17 protein-coding genes and 1 pseudogene are annotated in these 21,033 nt (G+C 43.7%); 12 read left to right on the top strand and 6 right to left on the bottom strand.

Annotation, left to right across the window (positions count from 1 at the left end; all coding sequences use genetic code 11):
* Positions 1–18: 18 nt before the first annotated feature.
* From QUA83_RS12225 to QUA83_RS12240, 4 genes and pseudogenes are all read left to right on the top strand, one after another.
* Positions 19–659: pseudogene (locus QUA83_RS12225) on the top strand (IS1 family transposase); the annotation flags it as partial.
* Between the two features lie 1,376 nt (positions 660–2,035).
* Positions 2,036–2,581 (top strand): hypothetical protein, encoded by a 546-nt coding sequence (locus QUA83_RS12230; protein WP_333293420.1) that lies wholly within the window; start codon positions 2,036–2,038, stop codon positions 2,579–2,581.
* A gap of 97 nt (positions 2,582–2,678) precedes the next feature.
* Positions 2,679–3,800 (top strand): glycosyltransferase family 4 protein, encoded by a 1,122-nt coding sequence (locus QUA83_RS12235; RefSeq protein WP_333293421.1) that lies wholly within the window; start codon positions 2,679–2,681, stop codon positions 3,798–3,800.
* Positions 3,801–3,954: 154 nt separating this feature from the next.
* Positions 3,955–5,043, top strand: coding sequence for a glycosyltransferase (locus QUA83_RS12240; RefSeq protein ID WP_333293422.1), 1,089 nt, complete (start codon positions 3,955–3,957; stop codon positions 5,041–5,043).
* A gap of 152 nt (positions 5,044–5,195) precedes the next feature.
* Here the strand turns inward: QUA83_RS12240 and QUA83_RS12245 are convergent, their stop codons facing one another.
* The 3 genes from QUA83_RS12245 to gltD all read right to left on the bottom strand — a co-directional run bounded on the left by QUA83_RS12245 (position 5,196) and on the right by gltD (position 8,569).
* Complete coding sequence (locus QUA83_RS12245) at positions 5,196–6,128, bottom strand: ATP-grasp fold amidoligase family protein (protein WP_333293423.1); 933 nt, start codon at positions 6,126–6,128, stop codon at positions 5,196–5,198.
* Between the two features lie 299 nt (positions 6,129–6,427).
* Entirely contained in the window at positions 6,428–6,961 is a 534-nt protein-coding gene (locus QUA83_RS12250) for an AAA family ATPase (RefSeq protein ID WP_333293424.1), read from the bottom strand.
* A 123-nt stretch (positions 6,962–7,084) separates the two neighbouring features.
* Positions 7,085–8,569 (bottom strand): glutamate synthase small subunit, encoded by a 1,485-nt coding sequence (gene gltD, locus QUA83_RS12255; RefSeq protein WP_333293425.1) that lies wholly within the window; start codon positions 8,567–8,569, stop codon positions 7,085–7,087.
* A 520-nt stretch (positions 8,570–9,089) separates the two neighbouring features.
* Here gltD and QUA83_RS12260 point away from each other — a divergent pair.
* The 6 genes from QUA83_RS12260 to QUA83_RS12285 all read left to right on the top strand — a co-directional run bounded on the left by QUA83_RS12260 (position 9,090) and on the right by QUA83_RS12285 (position 16,541).
* Positions 9,090–10,121 carry a sulfate ABC transporter ATP-binding protein gene (locus QUA83_RS12260; RefSeq protein ID WP_333293426.1) on the top strand — a complete coding sequence of 344 codons (1,032 nt, stop codon included), beginning with the start codon at positions 9,090–9,092 and terminating at the stop codon, positions 10,119–10,121.
* 220 nt (positions 10,122–10,341) lie between these two features.
* The gene (locus tag QUA83_RS12265; RefSeq protein ID WP_333293427.1) at positions 10,342–12,285 is read left to right on the top strand and encodes an ATP-binding protein; all 1,944 of its coding nucleotides are present in this window, start codon (positions 10,342–10,344) and stop codon (positions 12,283–12,285) included.
* A gap of 156 nt (positions 12,286–12,441) precedes the next feature.
* Positions 12,442–13,173, top strand: coding sequence for a serine O-acetyltransferase (gene cysE / locus QUA83_RS12270; RefSeq protein WP_445301771.1), 732 nt, complete (start codon positions 12,442–12,444; stop codon positions 13,171–13,173).
* 86 nt (positions 13,174–13,259) lie between these two features.
* Positions 13,260–13,841, top strand: coding sequence for a Crp/Fnr family transcriptional regulator (locus QUA83_RS12275; protein ID WP_333293429.1), 582 nt, complete (start codon positions 13,260–13,262; stop codon positions 13,839–13,841).
* 247 nt (positions 13,842–14,088) lie between these two features.
* Positions 14,089–15,045 (top strand): sulfurtransferase, encoded by a 957-nt coding sequence (locus QUA83_RS12280; RefSeq protein ID WP_333293430.1) that lies wholly within the window; start codon positions 14,089–14,091, stop codon positions 15,043–15,045.
* A 185-nt stretch (positions 15,046–15,230) separates the two neighbouring features.
* On the top strand, positions 15,231–16,541 hold the full coding sequence (locus tag QUA83_RS12285; protein WP_333293431.1) for a YeeE/YedE family protein: 1,311 nt from the start codon (positions 15,231–15,233) through the stop codon (positions 16,539–16,541).
* A 765-nt stretch (positions 16,542–17,306) separates the two neighbouring features.
* Here QUA83_RS12285 and QUA83_RS12290 read toward each other — a convergent pair.
* The gene (locus QUA83_RS12290; RefSeq protein ID WP_333293432.1) at positions 17,307–17,540 is read right to left on the bottom strand and encodes a hypothetical protein; all 234 of its coding nucleotides are present in this window, start codon (positions 17,538–17,540) and stop codon (positions 17,307–17,309) included.
* A 110-nt stretch (positions 17,541–17,650) separates the two neighbouring features.
* Here QUA83_RS12290 and QUA83_RS12295 point away from each other — a divergent pair, with 110 nt between their 5' ends.
* Together QUA83_RS12295 and cysK are read left to right on the top strand one after the other, a co-directional pair.
* Positions 17,651–18,088: an Rrf2 family transcriptional regulator gene (locus QUA83_RS12295; RefSeq protein ID WP_333293433.1), complete on the top strand. Its 438-nt coding sequence runs from the start codon at positions 17,651–17,653 to the stop codon at positions 18,086–18,088.
* A gap of 18 nt (positions 18,089–18,106) precedes the next feature.
* Entirely contained in the window at positions 18,107–19,087 is a 981-nt protein-coding gene (gene cysK, locus QUA83_RS12300; protein WP_333293434.1) for a cysteine synthase A, read from the top strand.
* 227 nt (positions 19,088–19,314) lie between these two features.
* On the opposite strand, the gene QUA83_RS12305 is transcribed toward cysK, so the two are convergent.
* Both QUA83_RS12305 and QUA83_RS12310 read right to left on the bottom strand, forming a co-directional pair.
* Positions 19,315–20,109 carry a sulfite exporter TauE/SafE family protein gene (locus QUA83_RS12305; RefSeq protein ID WP_333293435.1) on the bottom strand — a complete coding sequence of 265 codons (795 nt, stop codon included), beginning with the start codon at positions 20,107–20,109 and terminating at the stop codon, positions 19,315–19,317.
* A gap of 303 nt (positions 20,110–20,412) precedes the next feature.
* A complete protein-coding gene (locus tag QUA83_RS12310; RefSeq protein ID WP_333293436.1) occupies positions 20,413–20,916 on the bottom strand; it encodes a hypothetical protein in 504 nt (167 codons plus the stop codon).
* Positions 20,917–21,033: the final 117 nt, after the last annotated feature.

Consider the following 21,033-nt stretch of genomic DNA (forward strand, 5'->3'; position numbering starts at 1 on the left):
TAACAAAACGCAGAGCTTATGCAATGTCCTGAATTTCAGTCAACTCATGTTAATAAAAATGGTCATAAAAAAGGTAAACAGAATTATATTTTTCTCGGTTGTGGCAGGCAATTTATAGATTGCTATCAACCTCATAAAGGTTACTCTGAGGAGGTGAAACGTGAAGGTCTCAAAATGTCGGTCAATGGGATGGGCTTTCGAGCAATTGAAAGAGTCAAAAATGTGCATCATACGACAATCATTACTTGGGTCAAACAAGTAGGAAAACTCTTGCCAGATTTTTATCACCCCGAAACAACTCCACAAGTGGGAGAATTAGATGAATTAGAAACATTTGTCGGCTCAAAAAAAACACAACCTGGTGATGGACAGCAGTAGACCATTTTAAACCAGGTATTTTAGGATGGGTTTTAGGCGACCATAGTGCAAAAACCTTTGAACCCTTATGGGGTTTCGTTAATAAATGGAAATGCCATTTTTATGTGACAGATGGGTGGAAAATTTACCCTAAGTTTATTCCCGATGGGGATCAGATTATTAGCAAAAGCTATATGACAAGAGTTGAGGGGGAAAATACAAGATTAAGGCATTATTTGGCTCGCCTAAAACGAAAAAGTCTTTGTTATTTTAAATCTGAACAAATGCTAAGATATTCAATTTAGTTACTAATTCACTATCTAAAATTTGCCGATGTTCCAATTCCGTATCAAAATCAAAGAAATCATTCTCGCTTGTGTGCGATCGCACTATAAGTTTATCATCCCTTGATTCAGCAACACCAGCAACACCGTAAAATATTGTAAGATGTAGAGAAGATATATGTCAGACAATAAACTATAGCAATCCGATCTGAGTCTCACAACACAACGCCCTCTTGTCTTCCTAGACTTGTTGTCTAGCAAGACTTTCAGATTTTACGGTTCTAGAGAATCACTTAGGATTGCTATACGAGGGCATAACCAGAAAAGCAAAGCTACTTATCTAGATGTAAAAATATTGCTAGCTTTCCTGGCATCTTCTACAGCGTCACCACAGGTAGAAGACTAAATCTACTTAACTTACTTGGGACTGTGGCTTGCGTTCTCAGTCAGTCCTAATGTTAAGAAATGTTTCGCCAACAGTATTGAGAGATGGACTAAATTGCCAAAAAATTTACAAAGTTGGTCATACTTAACTTGACTGATTAGTATTGTGGGCGGTATTATTATGCGAATGCCAACAAAAGGCTTAATTATCTGGGAGAGTAAACCACAGTGCAAGTCAAGAATCACCAGGCTGTTACAAGGTCGAACCGGAGTCGGCGTTTCGTTAAATTGGTTGAAAATAGTGGATGACTCCTGGCTAAAAGCTTTCAGCTAAAATTAACTCACTTAGGGCGTTGCTCCACCCAAATTAACGCCTGTAGACAAGAAGGAGCCGACTCCCTTGGGTGAAGCAGGAAGCAGACCCTTCACAAGCAATCCTGATTGAATGGTGAGACTTAAATAAGTTTAGCCAAGTTTTGTGTAGCAGGTTTTCCACATCCAGTGAAAAGTAAGAAGTGCTATTGGTTGAGTATGCCCACTTTGCTTTACTAGCGTCTGGGCTTATCCTTAATGGAGCAAAGCAGTGGTTTCGTCCGGTAAATTTTGAATTAGCTCATGCGAACGATAAAACTTTTGCCTGGCCACCTTTTTTGTCTAAGTCCCGCTAAGAGACTATACACAAAGCAATTTATCTATTTCAGCAATATGGTGCTAAATTCTGGGTCAAGAATCAATCAAAAGGTTTGTTTTATCTGTGGCGCTAGTCACTCTGGCTCTACGCTTCTAGGACTTATACTGGGAAGTCATCAGGATTGTTTCTACTCTGGAGAGGCAGATCAAACCAGATTTATGCAAGATACAAATAACCCCACAATAAGAACTTGCAACATTTGTGGCATCAATTGTCCAGTTTGGAAAGATTTTATCACTAGCACTAACCTAGATTTATACGAACAAATCTCGCTCAAAATACAAAAGCCAATCGTAATTGATTCTACACAAAACATTTCTTGGCTAGAAGAACAAATAGCCACTATTCAAAAAACATCTTCCCAACCTTTTTTAATATTCCTTCAAAGAGATGGTCGGGCAGTTATCAATTCCATCAGCAGAAAATATCCTCAAAAAAAGTCAAAGAAATAATTAATAATTGGAAGTATCAAATTAATGAAACCCAAGAATTGTACCGTCAGTTTCAGGTTAAAAAAATTAAGATAAGATATGAAGAGCTTGCCACAAATGCAGAAAATATCACCAGAACGCTTTGCGACTTTTTGGAAATAGACTATCAACCCCAAATGGTTAAATATTATCAGCACGAACATCATCCAGTTGGAGGTAACAACGGAACGCAGTTTTTAATAGTAAAGGCTCAAAACAAAAATACCGAAGAATTTTTACCTAAGGTATCTAAGCGTTGCTCAGATTATTACCAAAATCATGGTTTAGAAATTACTTTAGATTTGCGTTGGCGTCAAGAACTTGACCCTACTGTAGAGCGTTTATTTGAAGAAATTGCCGGTAAAGAAAACGAAGAATTGAAATGGGAGGTGTAACGATGAAAAAAATGAATCAGTGGAATTTGTGGGCAGATTGATAGTATCCTCTAAATTATAGCTCCCTTTTTTTTAATCTCTAAACTAAAAATTTGCCATGAAAATTTTGCTATTAAGTGTTCACCCTCCACAAGGAGGTGGCTCAGCCTATTCTAGTCAAGAGCTTGCTTGTGGATTACGACAACTTGGGCATGAAGTTCTTCACATCTCACCCTACAAAGAAGTAACTCCAAGCGTGCAGTATCCTGGATTGCTCTGGTTTAAGGCCGATTTTCCAACAGACATAGGCATTAGTCCACAGGCCCAATTAGATATTGATCAATACGTTAGTGGAGCGTATCTAAATTATGGTTCTTTTGATTGTGTCATTTTAGGTCGAGAGTCATTTCTTTGGCATCTTCCCGCAATTCGCTGCGTTCATCACAATAAGCCAGTTGTATTGATATGCCGAGGATCTCACATCCGCAGTTTGGCTACAGGCGTTCCTATAATCGAACAAAAGCTTAGAGCTAAACTGCTAGACCTTTACAAGGGGTGCGACCAGATCATTTGTATTGCTCGTCATCTTACCAAATTCATAAACCACGTAGTTGGAATCAACAATACCGTTTTCTTGCCGAACCCAATCTCTCTTCATGGGGTCAACCTCACGACTACTAAAAAGCCAACTGCCACAGAATCAATCCGTTTACTGATGGCTGCTCAAATTAAGTCGAGGAAAAGACCCTTCGATGCAATTGAAATTGTACGGATTATGATAGAGCAAAAAGTCGATGTTCACCTGACTATTTGTGGCGATGGACCTAATCTGAAACAGATGTTGTATCTGATTAAGCATTATGGTTTGGAAAAATATATTTTTGTTAAAGGTCGCGTTGAGCGGCAAGTAGTGCTAGATTATCTCAATAGTGTGGAAACCGTGCTGCTTTGCTCAGAGAATGAAGGGCGACCTCGCATACTTACTGAAGCGATTGCGGCTGGCAAGGGAATTGTTGCATACGATAACCCAGGCTCTCGGGAAGTTGTTAGTGAATGGTTAACTCAATGGCCTTTTAGTCATCTTGTTCCTATTGGAAATACATTAGCAGCAAGTCAGGCAATCCTAAATTTAGCAAGCGACTTTCGCTCAAAACCTGAAGCCCTCCTACCGCCACAACTACCCAAGCCTATTGAAATCCTTTATGAGTATGAGTCAATGCTTAAATCCTTGAAAGTTTAAATGTCTATATCAAAGGATTATATCTAGTGAAAAGACCGCAACGCCCGATCAACCTATTTGCTTCTTTACTAAAATGGTTACCTTAAAATCAATTATTTATATATCCCCCGGCAACTTGCCTTCTCTGTGGGCTCACACTGGGCAAATTGCTAAAATGTCTCAGGCTTTTTCTCGAAGAATTAAAGACTTCGAGTTACTAACTAGCGGAGATATCTGGTCAATTGGAAAAGGTATGGATATCGAATTTCAAAAATTTTATGGGCTGCAAGAGCATTATAAATTAACACGCATACCACATTACTTTCGAGTCAAGTATCCTTTATCTAAAACATATGACGATAAATTATACTGCAAATTAGCAGTTATATATGCTTGCTTTAAAAAACCTTCTTTGATTTACACTCGTTCAGCTATAGTTGTTGATCTACTACAAAAATTAGGAACACCTGTTTTATATGAGTGTCATAAACCAATTACAGAAGATTTTTTACAATTAAAATTATTAAAGGACAAAAATCTGATTGGTATAGTTACCATCTCATCGACCCTAGCTGAAAACTATATCCAATTAGGTTTACCCCTAGACAAGGTATTAGTTGCTCATAGTGCTGTGGAGCTAAATATGTTTCTACCTTATCAGGAGAAAGATTTAGCTCGTAAAAAGATATCTCTTCCATTGGGTGCAAAAATTATCCTATACTCAGGTCATTTATATGATACAAAAGGAATTCCCACTATTTTTAAGATTGCTCGTATGATGCCAGAATACAATTTTGTTTTGGTGGGAGGATGGATTGATGATATTAACAGAGTAAAAGAAAATATTCAAAAAGAAGATTTACGCAATGTGTTGATTATTGGTCATGTCCCCCAATCTGAATTAGCCTCATACTTATACGCAGCAGATATTCTGATTCTACCTACTAGTAAATCCTGGAAATTAGCTGAGGTAACTAGTCCTCTCAAACTTTTTGAATATATGGCTGTAAAAAAACCAATCGTTGCTTCAGCTTTACCTAATATAATGACAGTACTTAGAGATGGAGAAAATTCTCTTTTGGCAGAGCCTGATAATCCTCTTTCTTTTCAAGAAGCTATGGTCAATTTATTTGAAAATCCCCTTTTAGCGAGTACCATTGCTGAACGTGCTTTTCAGGAGGTACAAAATTTTACCTGGGATAATCGCGCCGACCAAGTTTTGCAGTTTGCGTCGAAAAGATTACAGGAGTATAGACAGCACTGAGGATAATTGAAAACGTAGGTCAAGGGGTGGAAGTTTACTCGTTTCACTATTATATCCAGGGTAAAAGCATCTCAATTAGGGTTGACATAAGGAATCCAAGAAATCTAATGTAGAGTCTATGAAACAAATCCTTCACACTGCTGTTTTGACCATTACGGCATTAATTGCCCAAGTTTGTAGTCATATTCAGGAGGATAAAATTTTCCGAAGCCAGCCCCAGGATAAAGGGTTAGCTCACCAAAGATAGGACGGCCAATATCATAAAAATCGACGCGTAAAAATTGCTGCCCGCTTGCTAAGGTTTCAGCCATATCAATCATAAGAGCAAAGTTTGAAGCTTTCACCAGTTCTCCCCCGTAGCAGGGGTAATCATTATACCCCAACTCAAGAATCTTAAAATTGCGGTCTATAAACGTCTGTGTGGGGTTTGAAGAAAAGCGATCTATGACGATTACAACCATTTCGACTCGACCACGAAAGCAGAAAAATTTGTAATCTGGTGGAACCTTTCCATCTGAACCTTGGAGAAATTCTTCAATCAGGAGAGTGGGCGGAATCCAACGATATTGCCATTCTGCCCGCTTATCGGAGTGGTCTATTTGCAGCCAAGCTTGGGTTTGTTCATAAGCCTGGCACCAGTCAAAAGAATATCGATTCTCAACGATCAAATTGGTGCCGCATGCATGATTAGCTTTAATAATAAACTTTTCCGGAAGACTTTCTTTCGCTACTTTTCTCAAATCTGTTCCGCTCCAATAAAGCTTTGTAAGAACATCAGAACCAAGCTGTTGTTTCACATAGTCCCGCACTGCAATTTTGTCAGCAAACACAGTATGAATAGACTGACGACAAAACAGCTTTCTGTGCTGAAGTTTTTCGTTAAAGGTTTGAGGGGAGAGCAGCTTGGGTTTTTGACCAAAAATATGTCGATAGTGTCTATGAATCTTAAAGCAATCGGATGGCCACAATAAAATATCTACTATGACACGGCCAATAGGCAATCGGCCCCAACCCCGTCTTTTTAGAGATTTTCCTACCCGCTCACCAAACATGATGCCTTTCACAACGAGAACTTCGGGAGTCAAAATATTGTCTACTCGAAAAATATAAGTGTCATCATAAGTTTAATACTCAATTAACAACGAAACTGGATGCACTTGACGCTCATATAACAGTAACATAAATTCTGGCAAGTTTCTAAAAGAAATCAGGCATTGCTGAATTAGGGTGTGATAAATTTAGAGTGCGATCACCAAAAAATAACACTTAAAAAAACGCAGAGCTTATGCAATGTCTTGAATGTCATTCAATTCGAGTAGCTAATACATCCCTGCGATCACACAAATCATACCTCACTTCAGCAACGCCAAAGCCGGGTTTCGGATTAAGACTGTAAAAGCTTCTCTACCGATTGAGCAATAGCAGTCTCATCCTGGAACTCAGAATTATCAATCTCTAAATCCCAAGGCAAATCGACCAGCAACGCACGTTCATTAAATTCTTTTAACCTATGGTCTGAAACAGGAATGTGGGTTGAGGCATCTCTGGTCATGACTCGCTCTATACAGGTATCGAGTGGAGCTTGTACATGGATGAGGAACACGCGGAAGCCTTGTCGCAGGGCTGTTAATAACTCTGAGAAGGTATGGGCTGTGCCTGTATACTCGATGCAAAGGGTGGAATGTGATTGAGCTAACTCATCCAGTTTTTCTAACACAATTTGGAATCCTCGTTTCTCCAACGGAATTCCTTCTAATCCTGCCTCTAGCCTAAGCACCTCAAGAAATATAGGTTCAATCCGTAGAAACTTTACATCTAGATATTTCTCCAGAACACTACCAATGAACGTCTTGCCAACTCCTTTGAGTCCTACTAGCAGCAACAGATTACACGGTTTTGTATTGTAAGATGAGTACATATTGCTTTAACAAGACTTACGCTACATGAGTCAATTTTTATAATATATTTTTTACACAATTATGTAGTTGTAAGGTGCGCCGTGCACACCCTACAACTAGAGTCTCTGCGTAAATCCTAAAAACTAAGGCAAATCAGTGCTCCCCATCAGATAAAGGTCGCACTCCCGGGCTACGCCCCGCCCTTCATTAATCGCCCAAACCACCAAACTTTGTCCCCGGCGACAGTCACCAGCCGCAAAAACTCCCGGAATGCTGGTTGTATATTTTTCGTGCTCGGCTTTCACGTTGCTGCGGGCGTCGCGTTCCAATCCCAAGTCATCCAGCAAGGGCTGTTCCGGGCCGAGGAAGCCCATCGCTAGCAACACAAGCTGTGCGGGCAACACTTTTTCGGTGTCCGGGATGTGGTTCGGAATGAACTGCCCTTTCTCGTTTTTCGCCCACTCCACCTCGACGGTGTGCACGGCTTTGACATTGCCGTTTTCGTCGCCCTCGAACTTTGTCGCCGTGGTGAGATAGCCGCGGGGGTCGTCGCCGAATTTGGCTGCGGCTTCTTCTTGGCCGTAGTCGAGGCGGTAGACTTTCGGCCATTCGGGCCAGGGATTGTTGGCCGCCCGTTCCGAGGGCGGTTTGGGCAGGATTTCTAGCTGTACGAGGCTTTTGCAGCCGTGGCGGATGGAGGTGCCTACGCAGTCGGTGCCGGTGTCGCCACCGCCGATAATCACGATATCTTTGCCTTCGGCGGAGATGAAGTTATCGTTTGTGCTCTTGTCTAAAACTGCTTTGGTGTTGGCTGTCAGGAAGTCCATTGCGAAGTGGATGCCTTTTAATTCGCGGCCGGGGATGCCCAAGTCGCGGGGTTTGGTGGCGCCGGTACAGAGCACAACGGAGTCGTATTCTTTTAGCAGTTGTTCTGCTGGTAAGTCTTTGCCGACTTCGGTGTTGCAGACGAATGTCACGCCTTCGTCTTCGAGGACTTTCAGGCGGCGCATTACGACTTGTTCTTTGTCTAGCTTCATGTTGGGGATGCCATACATTAGCAGGCCGCCTGGTCGATCGGCTCTTTCGTATACAGTTACCAAATGACCGGCTTTATTTAGTTGCGCGGCGGCGGACAAACCGGCGGGCCCGGAACCGATAACGGCGATTTTTTTGCCGGTGCGTTTGGCGGGCGGTTCGGCAGCAACCCAGCCTTCATCCCAGCCTTTATCGATAATTGCGGCTTCGATGTTTTTAATCGTGACCGGCGGATTGTTGATGCCGAGCACGCAAGCGCCTTCGCAGGGTGCGGGACAGACGCGGCCGGTGAATTCAGGGAAGTTGTTCGTTTTGTGGAGTCTGTCTAGGGCTTCTTTCCAAAGTCCGCGATATACTAGGTCGTTCCATTCGGGGATGAGGTTGTTAATCGGGCAGCCGCTTGCCATGCCGCTGATAATTGTGCCGGTGTGGCAAAACGGAATGCCGCAATCCATGCAGCGCGCCCCTTGGGTGCGGAGTTTGTCCTCATCCATTGGCAGGTGAAATTCGTCCCAGTTGTGGACTCTCTCGACTGGTGAGAGTTCGGAGGGCAATTCGCGCAAGAATTCGATAAAGCCGGTTGGTTTTCCCATAGTGGTGTTCTGGTTAGAATTTACTATTCTGTCACTTTCTCAAAGGTGAAGCTGGCTGGCTTCTGAATAAACTATTGTGATCTAAATTGTGTGCGATCGCACCTCAGATTGAGCAATTTGTACATGAAATCTTTAATATCGCTGGGAGTCGGGGAATTGTCGGCAGCGGTAAAATATAGATAGATCGACAGCACAGAAACCGGGTTTTTTACGGGGATTAAAGGTTTTAAAGGTTTTGATGCAGTATTTTCGTCCATCAAACCCGGTTTCTACGTAATTTCAGCATGGCTTATTCTCCGACGATCGCATTTACGGCTACAGCCACATCTGGAAACCCTCGCGGGTTAACTCAGACGGCCCGCCAGCGTCTACTTTCAAGCGCCATCCCCATGAGGAGGGCTCGAAATACAATACAAAAAGTTACAGACCTTGCAAAATATTAATTTCAGGATATACTACTGTAAATCGGTCAGATATATGGAGTTAATACCATCAACTCCTAAAATAGGTACACAAAGTCATGAGCATTACAATTGAGAACGTATCGAAACACTTCGGCTCCTTCCACGCCATTGACAACGTGAGTTTGAAAATAAAAAACGGCTCTCTAGTCGCGCTTTTAGGGCCTTCCGGTTCGGGAAAATCGACTCTGCTGAGGATGATTGCCGGACTCGAACCGCCGGACACGGGTCATATTTACTTGATCGGCGAGGATGCTACTCAGCAGTCGGTGCAGGAACGGCATATCGGTTTTGTGTTTCAGCATTACGCTTTATTCAAACACATGAGTATTAGGAAAAATATTGCTTTTGCGATGGAAATTCGCAAAGTTCCTAAAGACTCTATTCGCAGGCGGGTTGATGAACTTTTGGATTTAGTGCAGTTGACAGGTTTGGGCGATCGCTATCCTTCGCAACTTTCCGGCGGCCAGCGGCAGCGGGTGGCTTTGGCGAGAGCTCTAGCAGTTCAACCGAAAGTGCTGCTGCTAGACGAACCTTTTGGAGCATTAGATGCTAAAGTCCGCAAAGAATTGCGATCGTGGCTGCACAACCTTCACAAAGAAGTTAACATCACCACAGTTTTTGTGACTCACGACCAAGAAGAAGCTATGGAAGTAGCCGATGAAATTGTGGTGATGAACAAAGGTAGAGTCGAACAAGTTGGCACTCCGGCTGAAATTTACGACAAACCTGCGTCAGCTTTTGTGATGAGTTTTATTGGGCCTGTCAATGTGCTGCCGAATGCTGCGGGTTTGTTCGCCAGCAACGCTCCAACGGCTCACAATAACGGAGCAGCCCATTCTGATTTAGTGTTTTTGCGCCCCCACGACGTGGAAATTAAAACTAAGCCGGAGTCTGGTTTTGCATTAGCAAAAGTCAGCCGCATCATTCATTTAGGGCGGGAAATACAAACCGAGTTACTGTTAGAATCGCAGCAGGTAGTAACAGCTTACGTGAGTCGCGAGCGCTTCGATTCTCTACAGTTAACGCGAGATCAGCAGGTTTACGTCAAGCCCAAACACGCGATGACTTTTCCTGCTTATTCAATTTAAATCAGCGGCTGCATCTTACTCAAAATACTATCGGGGAGCTTTTACAAAACACTGCTCCCACATCGTTACCAGGCTCGTGCCTGGTAATGCTGTCTCGTGGCTCTAAATCGGAGGCATATCCTCCTGAAATTCATTCCCAGGCAGAGCCTGGGAACGAGAAAAACGAGAAATCTCAGGCAGAGCCTGAGACGGAGAACTAGAAACAAGATAGGTGAAGAATATGACTGCTAACAAATTCAAGAATTTAGCAACTAGCACTTTACTTGCTTATCGTCGCCACATCCAGGCAGGATTAACACTTTGTGCAGGATTGGGACTGTCTGCGATCGCATCTTCAGTTGCGTACAATTGGGAATACAAATTCATGCAAGCCGAACTGCAAGACCGGCTGGACAAAATAGCTACAGACATTCAGAGAGATGTTAGCGGCAATTTAGAAATAATTCGGGCTGCTGGAGCATTTTACAGCGTATTTGACGGCGTTAAAAAACCAGAAATGAAGACATTTGTTGGGCCTGCCCTCTACCGCCATCCGAGCCTGAAGGCGATCGCTTGGCTGCCCCGTGTTTCTGACTATCCCGAATTCCTAACAGATGAAATAGATTTAGGTGTAGATTTAAAGGCCAATCGGGTAGCGTTAGAAAACGCCACAAAAAGACAAGAAATTACCGCGACTGAACGCCAAAAATGGTCTTCACAAAATCAACCCACCGTCTTCGTATTTATGCCAATTTTTACTAAAAATTCTGCTGACGATGGCGCAGAATTGCAGCAAAATTTACCTGCTCGCTCACCAGAAAACTTGAAAGGTTTTACTTTTGGCGTTTTGTTGGTTGATGCTATTGTCAAATCGGCTTTACAGGAAACTAACCTCAACTTTGTTAACGTTTATCTTCAAGATGCTATGGCTCCTGAAGCCGAAAGATTTCTTGCGTTTTATGAAGCCAAGACCAAAAGGATAATTACCGATGAAAACATTAAAAATAACATCCACATTGGCGAAAGAGCTTACTGCCCGGACGGCAGCAGTTGCACCCGCATTCTCAATATTGAAAATCGCAGGTGGTTGCTGCAATTACGGATAACGCCAGAGTACATTAATCCTCTAAGATTTTGGCGTTCTTTGACTGTTTTAATTTTGGGGACAATCTTAACTTTGGTGGCGACACTTTATATAATGAGCTTGTTGAATTATACTGAAAAAATTGAAAAAATAGCAGCAGAACGCACGGCTAAATCTCAACAACTAGAGCAAATTTTGCAAGAGTTGCAACAAACTCAATCTCAACTGATTCAGCAGGAAAAAATGTCTAGTTTGGGTTTATTAGTTGCTGGTGTCGCCCACGAAGTTAACAATCCTATAAATTTTATTTATGGCAATATCCACCACGTCAGGGCATATACTAGCGATTTGTTAGAGTTGGTAAAACTTTACCAAAAACACTCTTTATACCCTCATTCGGAAATTTCAGAATATTTACAAAATATTGACTTTGACTTTCTCACGAAAGATTTGCCGCAACTGTTGTCTTCGATGAAAATAGGAGCAGATCGCATTGTTCAAATTGTTCAATCTTTGCGGAATTTCTCTCGCTTAGACGAAAGCGAAATGAAACCTGTCAATATCCATGAAGGCATTGACAGCACTTTGCTCATTCTGCAAAGTCGCCTGAAAGCTACAGCCGATCGTCCGGCGATTGAGATTGTTAAAAATTACAGCCATTTACCTTTAGTAGAGTGCTATGCCGGACAATTAAATCAGGTGTTTATGAATATTCTGACTAATGCGATCGACGCCCTTGAGAGTTACAACCTCGATCGCGGGCCCACAGCAGCGAAAGCCAATCCGATCGCGATCGCCATAACCACAGAATATTCGATCCCCGATAAAATAATTGTGCGGATATCTGACAACGGCCCCGGTATGGCAGAAAATGTCAAAAAACGGCTGTTTGACCCGTTCTTTACGACTAAACCTGTGGGAAAAGGGACAGGCTTGGGACTGTCAATCAGCTATAAAATTGTCGTAGAAAAGCACAAGGGTGCGCTGCGCTGCGATTCGACACCGGGATTGGGGACGGAATTCTCGATCGAGATTCCGCTGCGACAAGAAGTCAGACAAGCTGTACCGTTTGTTTCGCGGAAAATATCGGAGGCAGCTTAGAAGGGGCTGGGGAAGGAAAATTTTTTTTCCATTAACTACTGTAATTCGGTCGAGTTATAGTATTATAGGTAATAATGCCAAAACGCATACTGCTTTATGCAGCTTAAACCGTTGGCACTGCCGATACTGTATAACCCAAACACGGCGAGACTAAATATGTTCAGTGACTTGCAAATTATTTACGAACGCGACCCCGCGGCGCGCAATTGGTTGGAAGTATTATTTTGCTATCCCGGACTGCAAGCACTTTTTTTGCACCGGATAGCACACTGGCTTTATTCGGCTGGTCTACCGTTTGTACCGCGCTTGATTTCCCAACTGAGTCGCTTTTTAACAGGTATTGAGATTCACCCAGGAGCAAAAATTGGTAGGGGCGTGTTTATCGATCACGGCATGGGGGTGGTAATTGGCGAAACTGCGATCGTTGGAGATTATGCTGTAATTTATCAAGGAGCCACCATTGGCGGCACGGGTAAAGAAATAGGAAAACGGCATCCAACCCTAGGAGAAAATGTAGTGGTGGGAGCCGGTGCTAAAGTTTTAGGCAATATTCAAATTGGCAATAATGTTCGGATTGGTGCGGGTTCGGTAGTGCTACGGGATGTCCCTAGCGATTGCACAGTTGTGGGAATTCCCGGTCGCATTATCTCTCGGAAAAAGCAGGTGGAAGATGCTCTAAATTCTCAAGGAATACCGGATTTGGAAGCTCAAGCGATTCGAGCTTTGTTCGATCGAATTAAGGATTTAGAAGACCAGGTTAATTTTTTAAAATCTCAACTATCTCCGCTCACCACAACTGAATCAGAGCAAAAAGAGGCAGAAAAACATGAATTATTCAGGTATTCTAATTTATTCATTACAGACTTTTTAGACGGTGCAGGAATCTAGGCAAGCTTTAATTTATATAAAATTTTGCCGATTATACTATCCTGCTACCTGCTACAAGCTCACTTTAATTTATTCAGTAACTGGCTATGACTATTGCTTCTCTTTCCACTAAAACTGATGAAACGAGCCGACATATATTTTCTCGCCGATCGCACTTGCCCAACAGAAGCAATGCTCTGTGGCGAATTGAAACTGGAGTAGTGCGAACTGTAACGTGGCTTGAAGATGGCACAATTATCACCTTGGGATTGTGGGGGCCTGGTGATACGATCGGCAAACCGATATCAAAATGCGATCCTTTTCAAATTGAATGCCTCACTAAAGTCGAGGCAATTTTACTATCGGGCGAGCGCTGGCTAAATAGAGATATTTTGCTCACTCACATTCAGCAGGCTGAAGATTTTATGGTAATGCGAGGTTACAAAAGAGTTGATTTTATGCTCTATCAACTATTAACTTGGCTGGCTAAGAGGTTTGGTTCTGAGGTAGAGCAAGGACATCTGATAGATATGATTTTAACGCATCAGGACATTGCAGAAATCATCGGTACAAGCCGCGTAACTGTCACTCGCACCCTCGGTCATTTTGAGCAGCAAGGCTTGATAGATCGTCTGCCACTCCACCAGATTATTCTGCAACCTTCCGAGGTGTGGCACTACGAAATCTAAGGGTAGAATCAATGTCTCGCACGCGCGTGCGAAGCTATCCCGGAGGGAATCGCCCCAAAATTCCTGTATCCTTCGCTACTAAAAAAAACTATTGACTTTCTGAGACTGTCTGTGCAACAATCAACAGCTATACCTATAATATACGGTAAATCGATAGAGTTTAAGATGATTGCTAGAGAGCGATGGGCTCTCTAGCAGCGAGGAGCTTTTTGTGCTTTTCGACAGAGACAATGCAAGAGGAAAGAAAATGAAAACTAAATGGCTGAAAGCTCGATTCAAAAGAAACAAAATAGGGGCATTAATTGCCGTCCTAGCGGTGCTGGCGATCGCAATTCCTCTGTTCCCATTTTTCCCAACCCAAGCAGCGGAATCAAAAAGTAAAATTCAATTCGTTTCCCCCGCGTGGGTTGCCCAAAACGCCAGCGACAAAAACCTGCGAATTCTCGATGTCCGTACCAATCCAATGGACTACTTTATCGGGCATCTTCCCAACGCAGTCAACATCGCCGACAACACCTTGCGCGGGCCGGACAGTGGTTTGCCAGTACAGTATCTAACGCCGGATAAACTGGGGCAATTACTGTCGCGGGCAGGAGTAACAGACAACAGCCGCGTCTTAGTTTATTCCGACGGCAGAGACATTCTCGGCGCGACAATGGTTGCTTACGTATTGGAGCGATTGGGACACTCGGACATCGCAGTTATCGACGGAGGTTATGCGGGTTACAAAGCAGCTCAAACTGTGACGAAAGAGTTTCCAAAATACGCGGCCGGTACACTGACTGTGCGCGACAATAAATCAATTCGTGTCACCCTGGATGAAGTCAAAAATTTAATTGGCAAAGCAGGCGTCACATTCATCGATCCCAGACCGGAAAAACTATTTCAAGGGGAAGAAAAAATCTGGACGCGCAACGGACACATTCCCGGCGCTCGCAACATTCCCTGGCCGACTTTTACCGATGCTGAAAACCCGCACAAGTTGAAGTCTCTCGACGAAATCAAGCAGATTTTGGCAGCTAAAAAGATCGATCGCAACAGCGACATCATCGTTACTTGCAGTACGGGGCGGGAAGCAACGCTGCAATATGTAGTTTTGAAACACTTGCTGAACTATCCGAAAGTCAGAATATACGAAGGTTCTTGGACTGAATACAGTCAGACTAATTTACCTGTAGAAACTGGTCCGGAACAAGCAGTGTAGAAAACAAATCTGTAGTTAACAGCAATTTGGGCTAAAAATTGACCGAAGAGGTAGAATGAAAACAGCAATTATCTCGATATCAATGCTCGGAATAATCAGCTCGATTGGCTTTGGTTTATCAACAATAATAGCTGAGCACCGACAAGCAGATAATTCCGTTGCTTGCACTCCTAGCGAACAACCCGATGAAAAATCGGAGACTTCCCCGCGAAAAACTTAGCGCTAAAATGGAGGCTCTGCCTCGCTTTACAGTTGTTTCTGGAGTCAAGTATTTTATTGTGAATAACACCGCAGAAATTGCTTTTTCACCCCTGACAAAAACTTCGCCGCCCCGATCGCAGCGTCCGATCTTAGCTCTGATACTGACGCTATTTGCTGCTGGTGCGGCCGGTTTGAGCGCCTACGGCTGGCGGCAGAGCGTTTTATTTCTGATTGGAGGCTTGCTGGGCGCGAGTTTGTATCATGCAAGTTTTGGCTTTGCTTCTGCTTACCGCAAATTATTTGCCGAGCGCGATATTACAGGTGTTTTAGCGCACTTGTTGATGTTAGGAATTGCTACTGTACTTTTTGCTCCCGTACTTGCATCAGGAGAGGCATTCGGACACAAAATAGCCGGGGCTGTTGCGCCTGTGGGCTGGCAAAATGCGATCGGCGCTTTTCTATTCGGAATTGGAATGCAATTGGGCAGCGGCTGCGCTTGCGGCACGCTTTGGACAATTGGCGGGGGCAGCACGTCAATGCTGTTAACGCTGCTGACTTTTTGCATCGGTTCTTTTGCAGGAAGTTTGACCAGACATTTGTGGCATTTGCCGTCGCTGCCGCCGATATCTTTAGGAAAAACTTTGGGATGGATGCCCGCAGTCATCTTGCAGCTAAGCGTATTTCTGTTAATTGCGATCGCCCTCTGGCAGTGGAATCGCACCAATGGCAAGCAACCCTTAACAGCAGATTTTATCATTAAAACTCCTCAATCTCACATCAAGAATCAATGGCTTTACGGGCCTTGGTCTCTCGCTGCCGGAGCCTTTGCCCTTGCCTTTCTCAACTGGGTAAAACTGTTAATTGACGGCAGGCCTTGGGGAGTGACTTGGGGGTTTACTTTGTGGGCCGCAGAACTTGCTACTGCTTTCGGCTGGAATCCCGCAAATAACCCGTTTTGGAATACTCCCGACAAGTTGGAATCCTTGCAAAAAGGCATCTTTGCTGATGTTACTTCCGTGATGAATTTTGGCATTGTTTTGGGAGCAGTTTTAGCGGCGGCTTTGGCTGGCAAATTCACCGTCAAAACAAACCTTTCGTTACCCAAAGTTACAGCCGTTTTGAGCGGCGGTTTCATGATGGGTTACGGAGCGTTGCTGGCTTTTGGCTGCAATGTCGGCGCTTTTTTTAGCGGTATTGCTTCAACCAGTTTGCACGGTTGGCTGTGGATTGCGACTGCTTTGTTGGGCAGCGTTGCGGGAATTAAATTGCGATCGCTCTTCCGACTTGAGAATTAATTTCCAACATCAATAGGCAATCGGCCTGCGGGTAGGGACAAAGACAAAGCCTTTGTCCCTACCCGCCGGTCGCGTTTTCCCGCCAAGCGCGCCTTAAAAAAATAACTACTGTTTTCCTATGGATATTTAGTATTTAATAGTGTAATGTATTAGATTAAGTAGAGAGAGGTGGCGAACGCACCTTGAGTGCGATCGCCCAACTGCTAGCAAAACAGTCTCTCAATCTTGCCACTGTTGCCATTAACAAGAATTGCCACATCAGCGAAATCTTATAGATTATCCGGGCAAATCTCATCAGGCTGCATTTGCCCTATATCAAGCGCATTAAACTTAATTATGCGCTTAATCGATATGAGAAAAACAAGAGGAACTAAGAAGCATCAAAGCGGAATCATGAGATCGCAGATAGTGTCTTGCAGCCATTTAAGAAAAAAACTGGTTTGCCAGTATTTTCTCTTAAATCAGCCGCTCTGTTAAAATCGTCCCTGTTCAAAGGTGACGGTACAATCTTCGATCAAATTCAGAATGGTCTGGGCAACAGATAATTTGTATCGAATGTGCGTTTATTAAATTTTTTCATCGACTCGTCAATAACTTCAAAAGCAAGGGCAACAATCGCACTTGTTTTTTTCTTTGTATTGATTTCTTTCTTCTCACTGCCAACAGATGCGATATCTCGCACCTGTTGACTACCCTTAAGTAGGTGAGTATGAATCAACTTAACGATGAAACAGCATATATCCGCCTACCTACTTAGCAGTTACTTTAAGGGGGCGGTATTGCCTCTAAAATACTCGCTCCTTGCAACATTTGAGACTTTCGGGATCTACCCGCTTCTGGGTATTCCCAAGACAATGCAAAGGGCGGAACCAAGAATGGGCAAGCTTTCCAGCCACCCTGTACCGCCACGCCGAGCATCAGGCAGTTTCCGCCCCTGTGCCCGTGCTGCTCGTAATACCGACAGTGCCGACAGCTTAAACCTACATTTACGTTGCTCACGGGATTTCTCCAACCGTTTTTGTAATAAAAATATATTAACACCTGTACATCTACCGGAATTATGTACTATTATATAATGTACAATTTAAACTCGATCGCCAGTGGGGAATGTGGAACTATCTTCTAGAGTACAATATGCCCTGTTAGCGCTCTTGGAACTGGCGAGCCACTACCCGAAGGATTCGCCCCTAACAGTAAGCGAACTTACTGCTTCTCAAGAGATACCCGAACGCTATCTAGACCAAATTCTTGCCGTGCTGCGGCGTGCAAGTATCGTCCAGAGTTTGCGAGGTGCTAAAGGCGGTTATTTGCTGGCGAAAGATCCTTGGCAAATTACTTTGCTAGAGGTGTTTTCGACACTCGAAGGATCCGGCAGTGGCCAGACCCAAAAAGTTTCGGAATCTCTAACAATAGAAAAAACTGCGGTGCTAGAAATCTGGCAGGAAGCTCAACAGGCATCTTGGGCTGTTTTGGGGAAATACACATTACAAGATTTGTGCGAACAGCGGGATGTTTGCAAACAAGCACATCCCATGTACTACATTTAAGGGGAGAGAAATTAAGCCATGAGAATTGCTAAGGATGTTACAGGAATAATTGGCAGAACTCCTTTAGTTCAGCTCAATAAAATTCCCCAAGCCGAAGGAGTAGTTGCTCAAATTGTGGCAAAATTGGAAGGGATGAATCCGGCTGCTTCGGTGAAAGATCGGATTGCGGCCAGCATGATTCAGGCGGCAGAAGATGCGGGGTTAATTCAACCGGGGAAAACTATTTTAGTTGAACCGACTTCAGGCAATACTGGAATTGCTTTGGCAATGATCGCGGCGGCGAAAGGGTACAGTCTGATTTTAACGATGCCGGATACGATGAGTACGGAACGCCGATCGATGTTAAAAGCTTACGGAGCTCAGTTGGAACTAACTCCGGGACATGAAGGGATGTTAAGCGCGATCGCCCGTGCGGAAGAAATTGTAGAAGAAACCCCTGATGCTTTCATGCTGCAACAGTTTCGCAACCCCGCTAATCCAAAAATTCACCGGGCAACCACAGCCGAGGAAATTTGGGAAGATACAGACGGTAAAGTAGATTTTTTAGTGGCTGGAGTTGGCACTGGCGGTACGATTACTGGAGTTGCTGAGGTAATTAAACAGCGGAAACCGAGTTTTAGGGCGATCGCAGTTGAACCAGCCACCAGCCCCGTGCTTTCGGGAGGTAAATCTGGTGCTCACAAAATTCAAGGGATTGGCGCAGGATTCATCCCGGAAGTGTTGAAAACAGAGTTAATTGATGAGGTGATTGCAGTTAGCGACGCAGATGCGATCGCCTACAGTCGCCGACTTGCCAGAGAAGAAGGATTGTTGTCAGGAATCTCAGCAGGCGCGGCTTTGTGTGCCGCAATTCAAGTCGGCAAGCGTCCCGAAAATGCTGGAAAATTGATAGTTTTTGTGCAGCCTTCTTATGGCGAACGCTACCTCAGTACAGCCTTGTTCAAAGATTTAGAATTGCCGACGATCCGCGAACTCGAATCATTAGTCAGCAATTATTAAATTGTAGTAGGGGCGAGCGTCATTACTGCGACATTGCTATCAGCTTGACCCGAAAGACCGCCAGGGAATTAATTCCCTGGCTCAAAGCGAAAGTCCTCTGAAGAGGACTAATGAGTTAATAGTCATCTTCAGAGGACTTCAGCTTTGAGGCAGGGGTTTAAACCCCTGCCGGACGGCAGCGAAAGCGCATATTTGTTGACAGCAATACTCCTGACTTTACCTACTTTTCAGACTTGATACAACTTCCAACTAGCCATCGCCAACATTCCGTAAATCACAAACTTTAGCGGGCGTTGAGGCATAATTTGGCAGAATTTAGCACCTACCAAAACTCCGGGCACTGAACCCAACCAAATCGGCAAAACTAAACTCCAGTCTACCGTTCCGAGGCTGAGGTGTCCCAGAGATGTAAACATCAACAAAATTGCCGCCTGCGAAATATCTGTACCCACCAATTTAGAAGTATCCAGGCGGAAAAAAGCAATCAGCAACAGTGCAAACATCGAACCAGAAGACACGCTAGTGATTCCCACTATGCAGCCTAAAATTGCTGCCGCACTCACAGTACAAATACGGCCATAATTAGTATTTAAGTCCCATTTAGCGGGCGAAGGCAATTTAAAACTAGGGAAAAATGTTGTGACCACTAATTTGGTCAGCGATAAAGCGACAATTAGTGCGATCGCTACTCCGAGAAAGCGCAGCAATATCCTGTCTAAGTCTTGACTTCCGCTAGATTTAATGCAGTGTAAAATCCACACGCCAGTCAGCGAACCGGGCACGCTGCCCAAAGCCAGCCATTTAACTATTTGCAAGTCGATGGTCTTTTGCTGCCAGTGTTTGAAGCCGCCAACAACTTTCATCAGTGTAGCCGCTACGACATCAGAACTAATAGCAATTGATGCGGGAATTTGGAAAACCAAAATTAACATTGGGGTGATGAGCGACGCTCCGCCAACTCCGGTCAAACCAACAATAATGCCAACGAAAAAGCTGAGAAAGGATAGTAATAAGTAGTTCACTGTTATGCCCAAAAACTGTGTATTTAAGCGCTGCCAACCAACAAATAGATAACTTGGGCGGCTACAACAACACAGCTACACAGGCTAAATATCACTTGCATTTCAATATGCGTTGCCAGGAATTTTGCTTTTCCACGCTTGACATTTACCGCGTCTAAGCTACAAGAATCTTGGTAAAAGTAAGTAAATGCAACTCAACCAAACTACAAAAATTGTAGTGTAAAAGCTCCCTGATTTTCTTAAATGTACCTGTGTAACTGATTAAAAACCCATCGATTCATTTATGGGTTTATATTCTGCCTTCTACCTTGAAGTGACGATAGTCCCAGGTAAAACAGAGCTGAGGTTAACCGACTCTTTGCCGGAGAAGAAATCGGGAGTATCGAGAACATTAAAATGAATCAATGCCACAATGACAAGAGTGAAGGCGGTTGAGGAAACTAAACCCGTCAATAACTCTTTTTTGAGGTTTTTTTCCTTGGGTTTGTCGGTAAAAACATCTAAAGTTCCTAGCTGAATCAACAGAATTCCCACAATATTGGAAAGCCAGTAGCCGACAATTGTGCAAGGAAACAGTAAATCTGGGGAAAGCCAACTAAAGATATACCCAAAGGCGTAGGCAATTGGCAGATTGAAAAATATGTCGTTCCACCAACACAGCGGTGATAGCAAATATCCAATTCCCAGAAGTAACCCGCCTCTGATTTTTTTAAACCAGACTTCCTTAAAGCCCTTAGCTTGTGGCAACTGTTGGGTGAGTTGTCCTGCAAGCTGGTACTCTTGACTGACTTTTTTAGCGTTTTCCACGTTAATAGCTCATAACTCGATCGACTTACCGTAGTTTAGCACCAAAGCTGAGTTATGTCTAGTAAGTCAATCGACTTACCGTATTTTATTCTCTATCGGCTCAATGTACTTTGTTTG

The organism is Microcoleus sp. K1-B1 (assembly GCF_036704705.1).
Taxonomy (GTDB): Bacteria; Cyanobacteriota; Cyanobacteriia; order Cyanobacteriales; family Microcoleaceae; genus Microcoleus.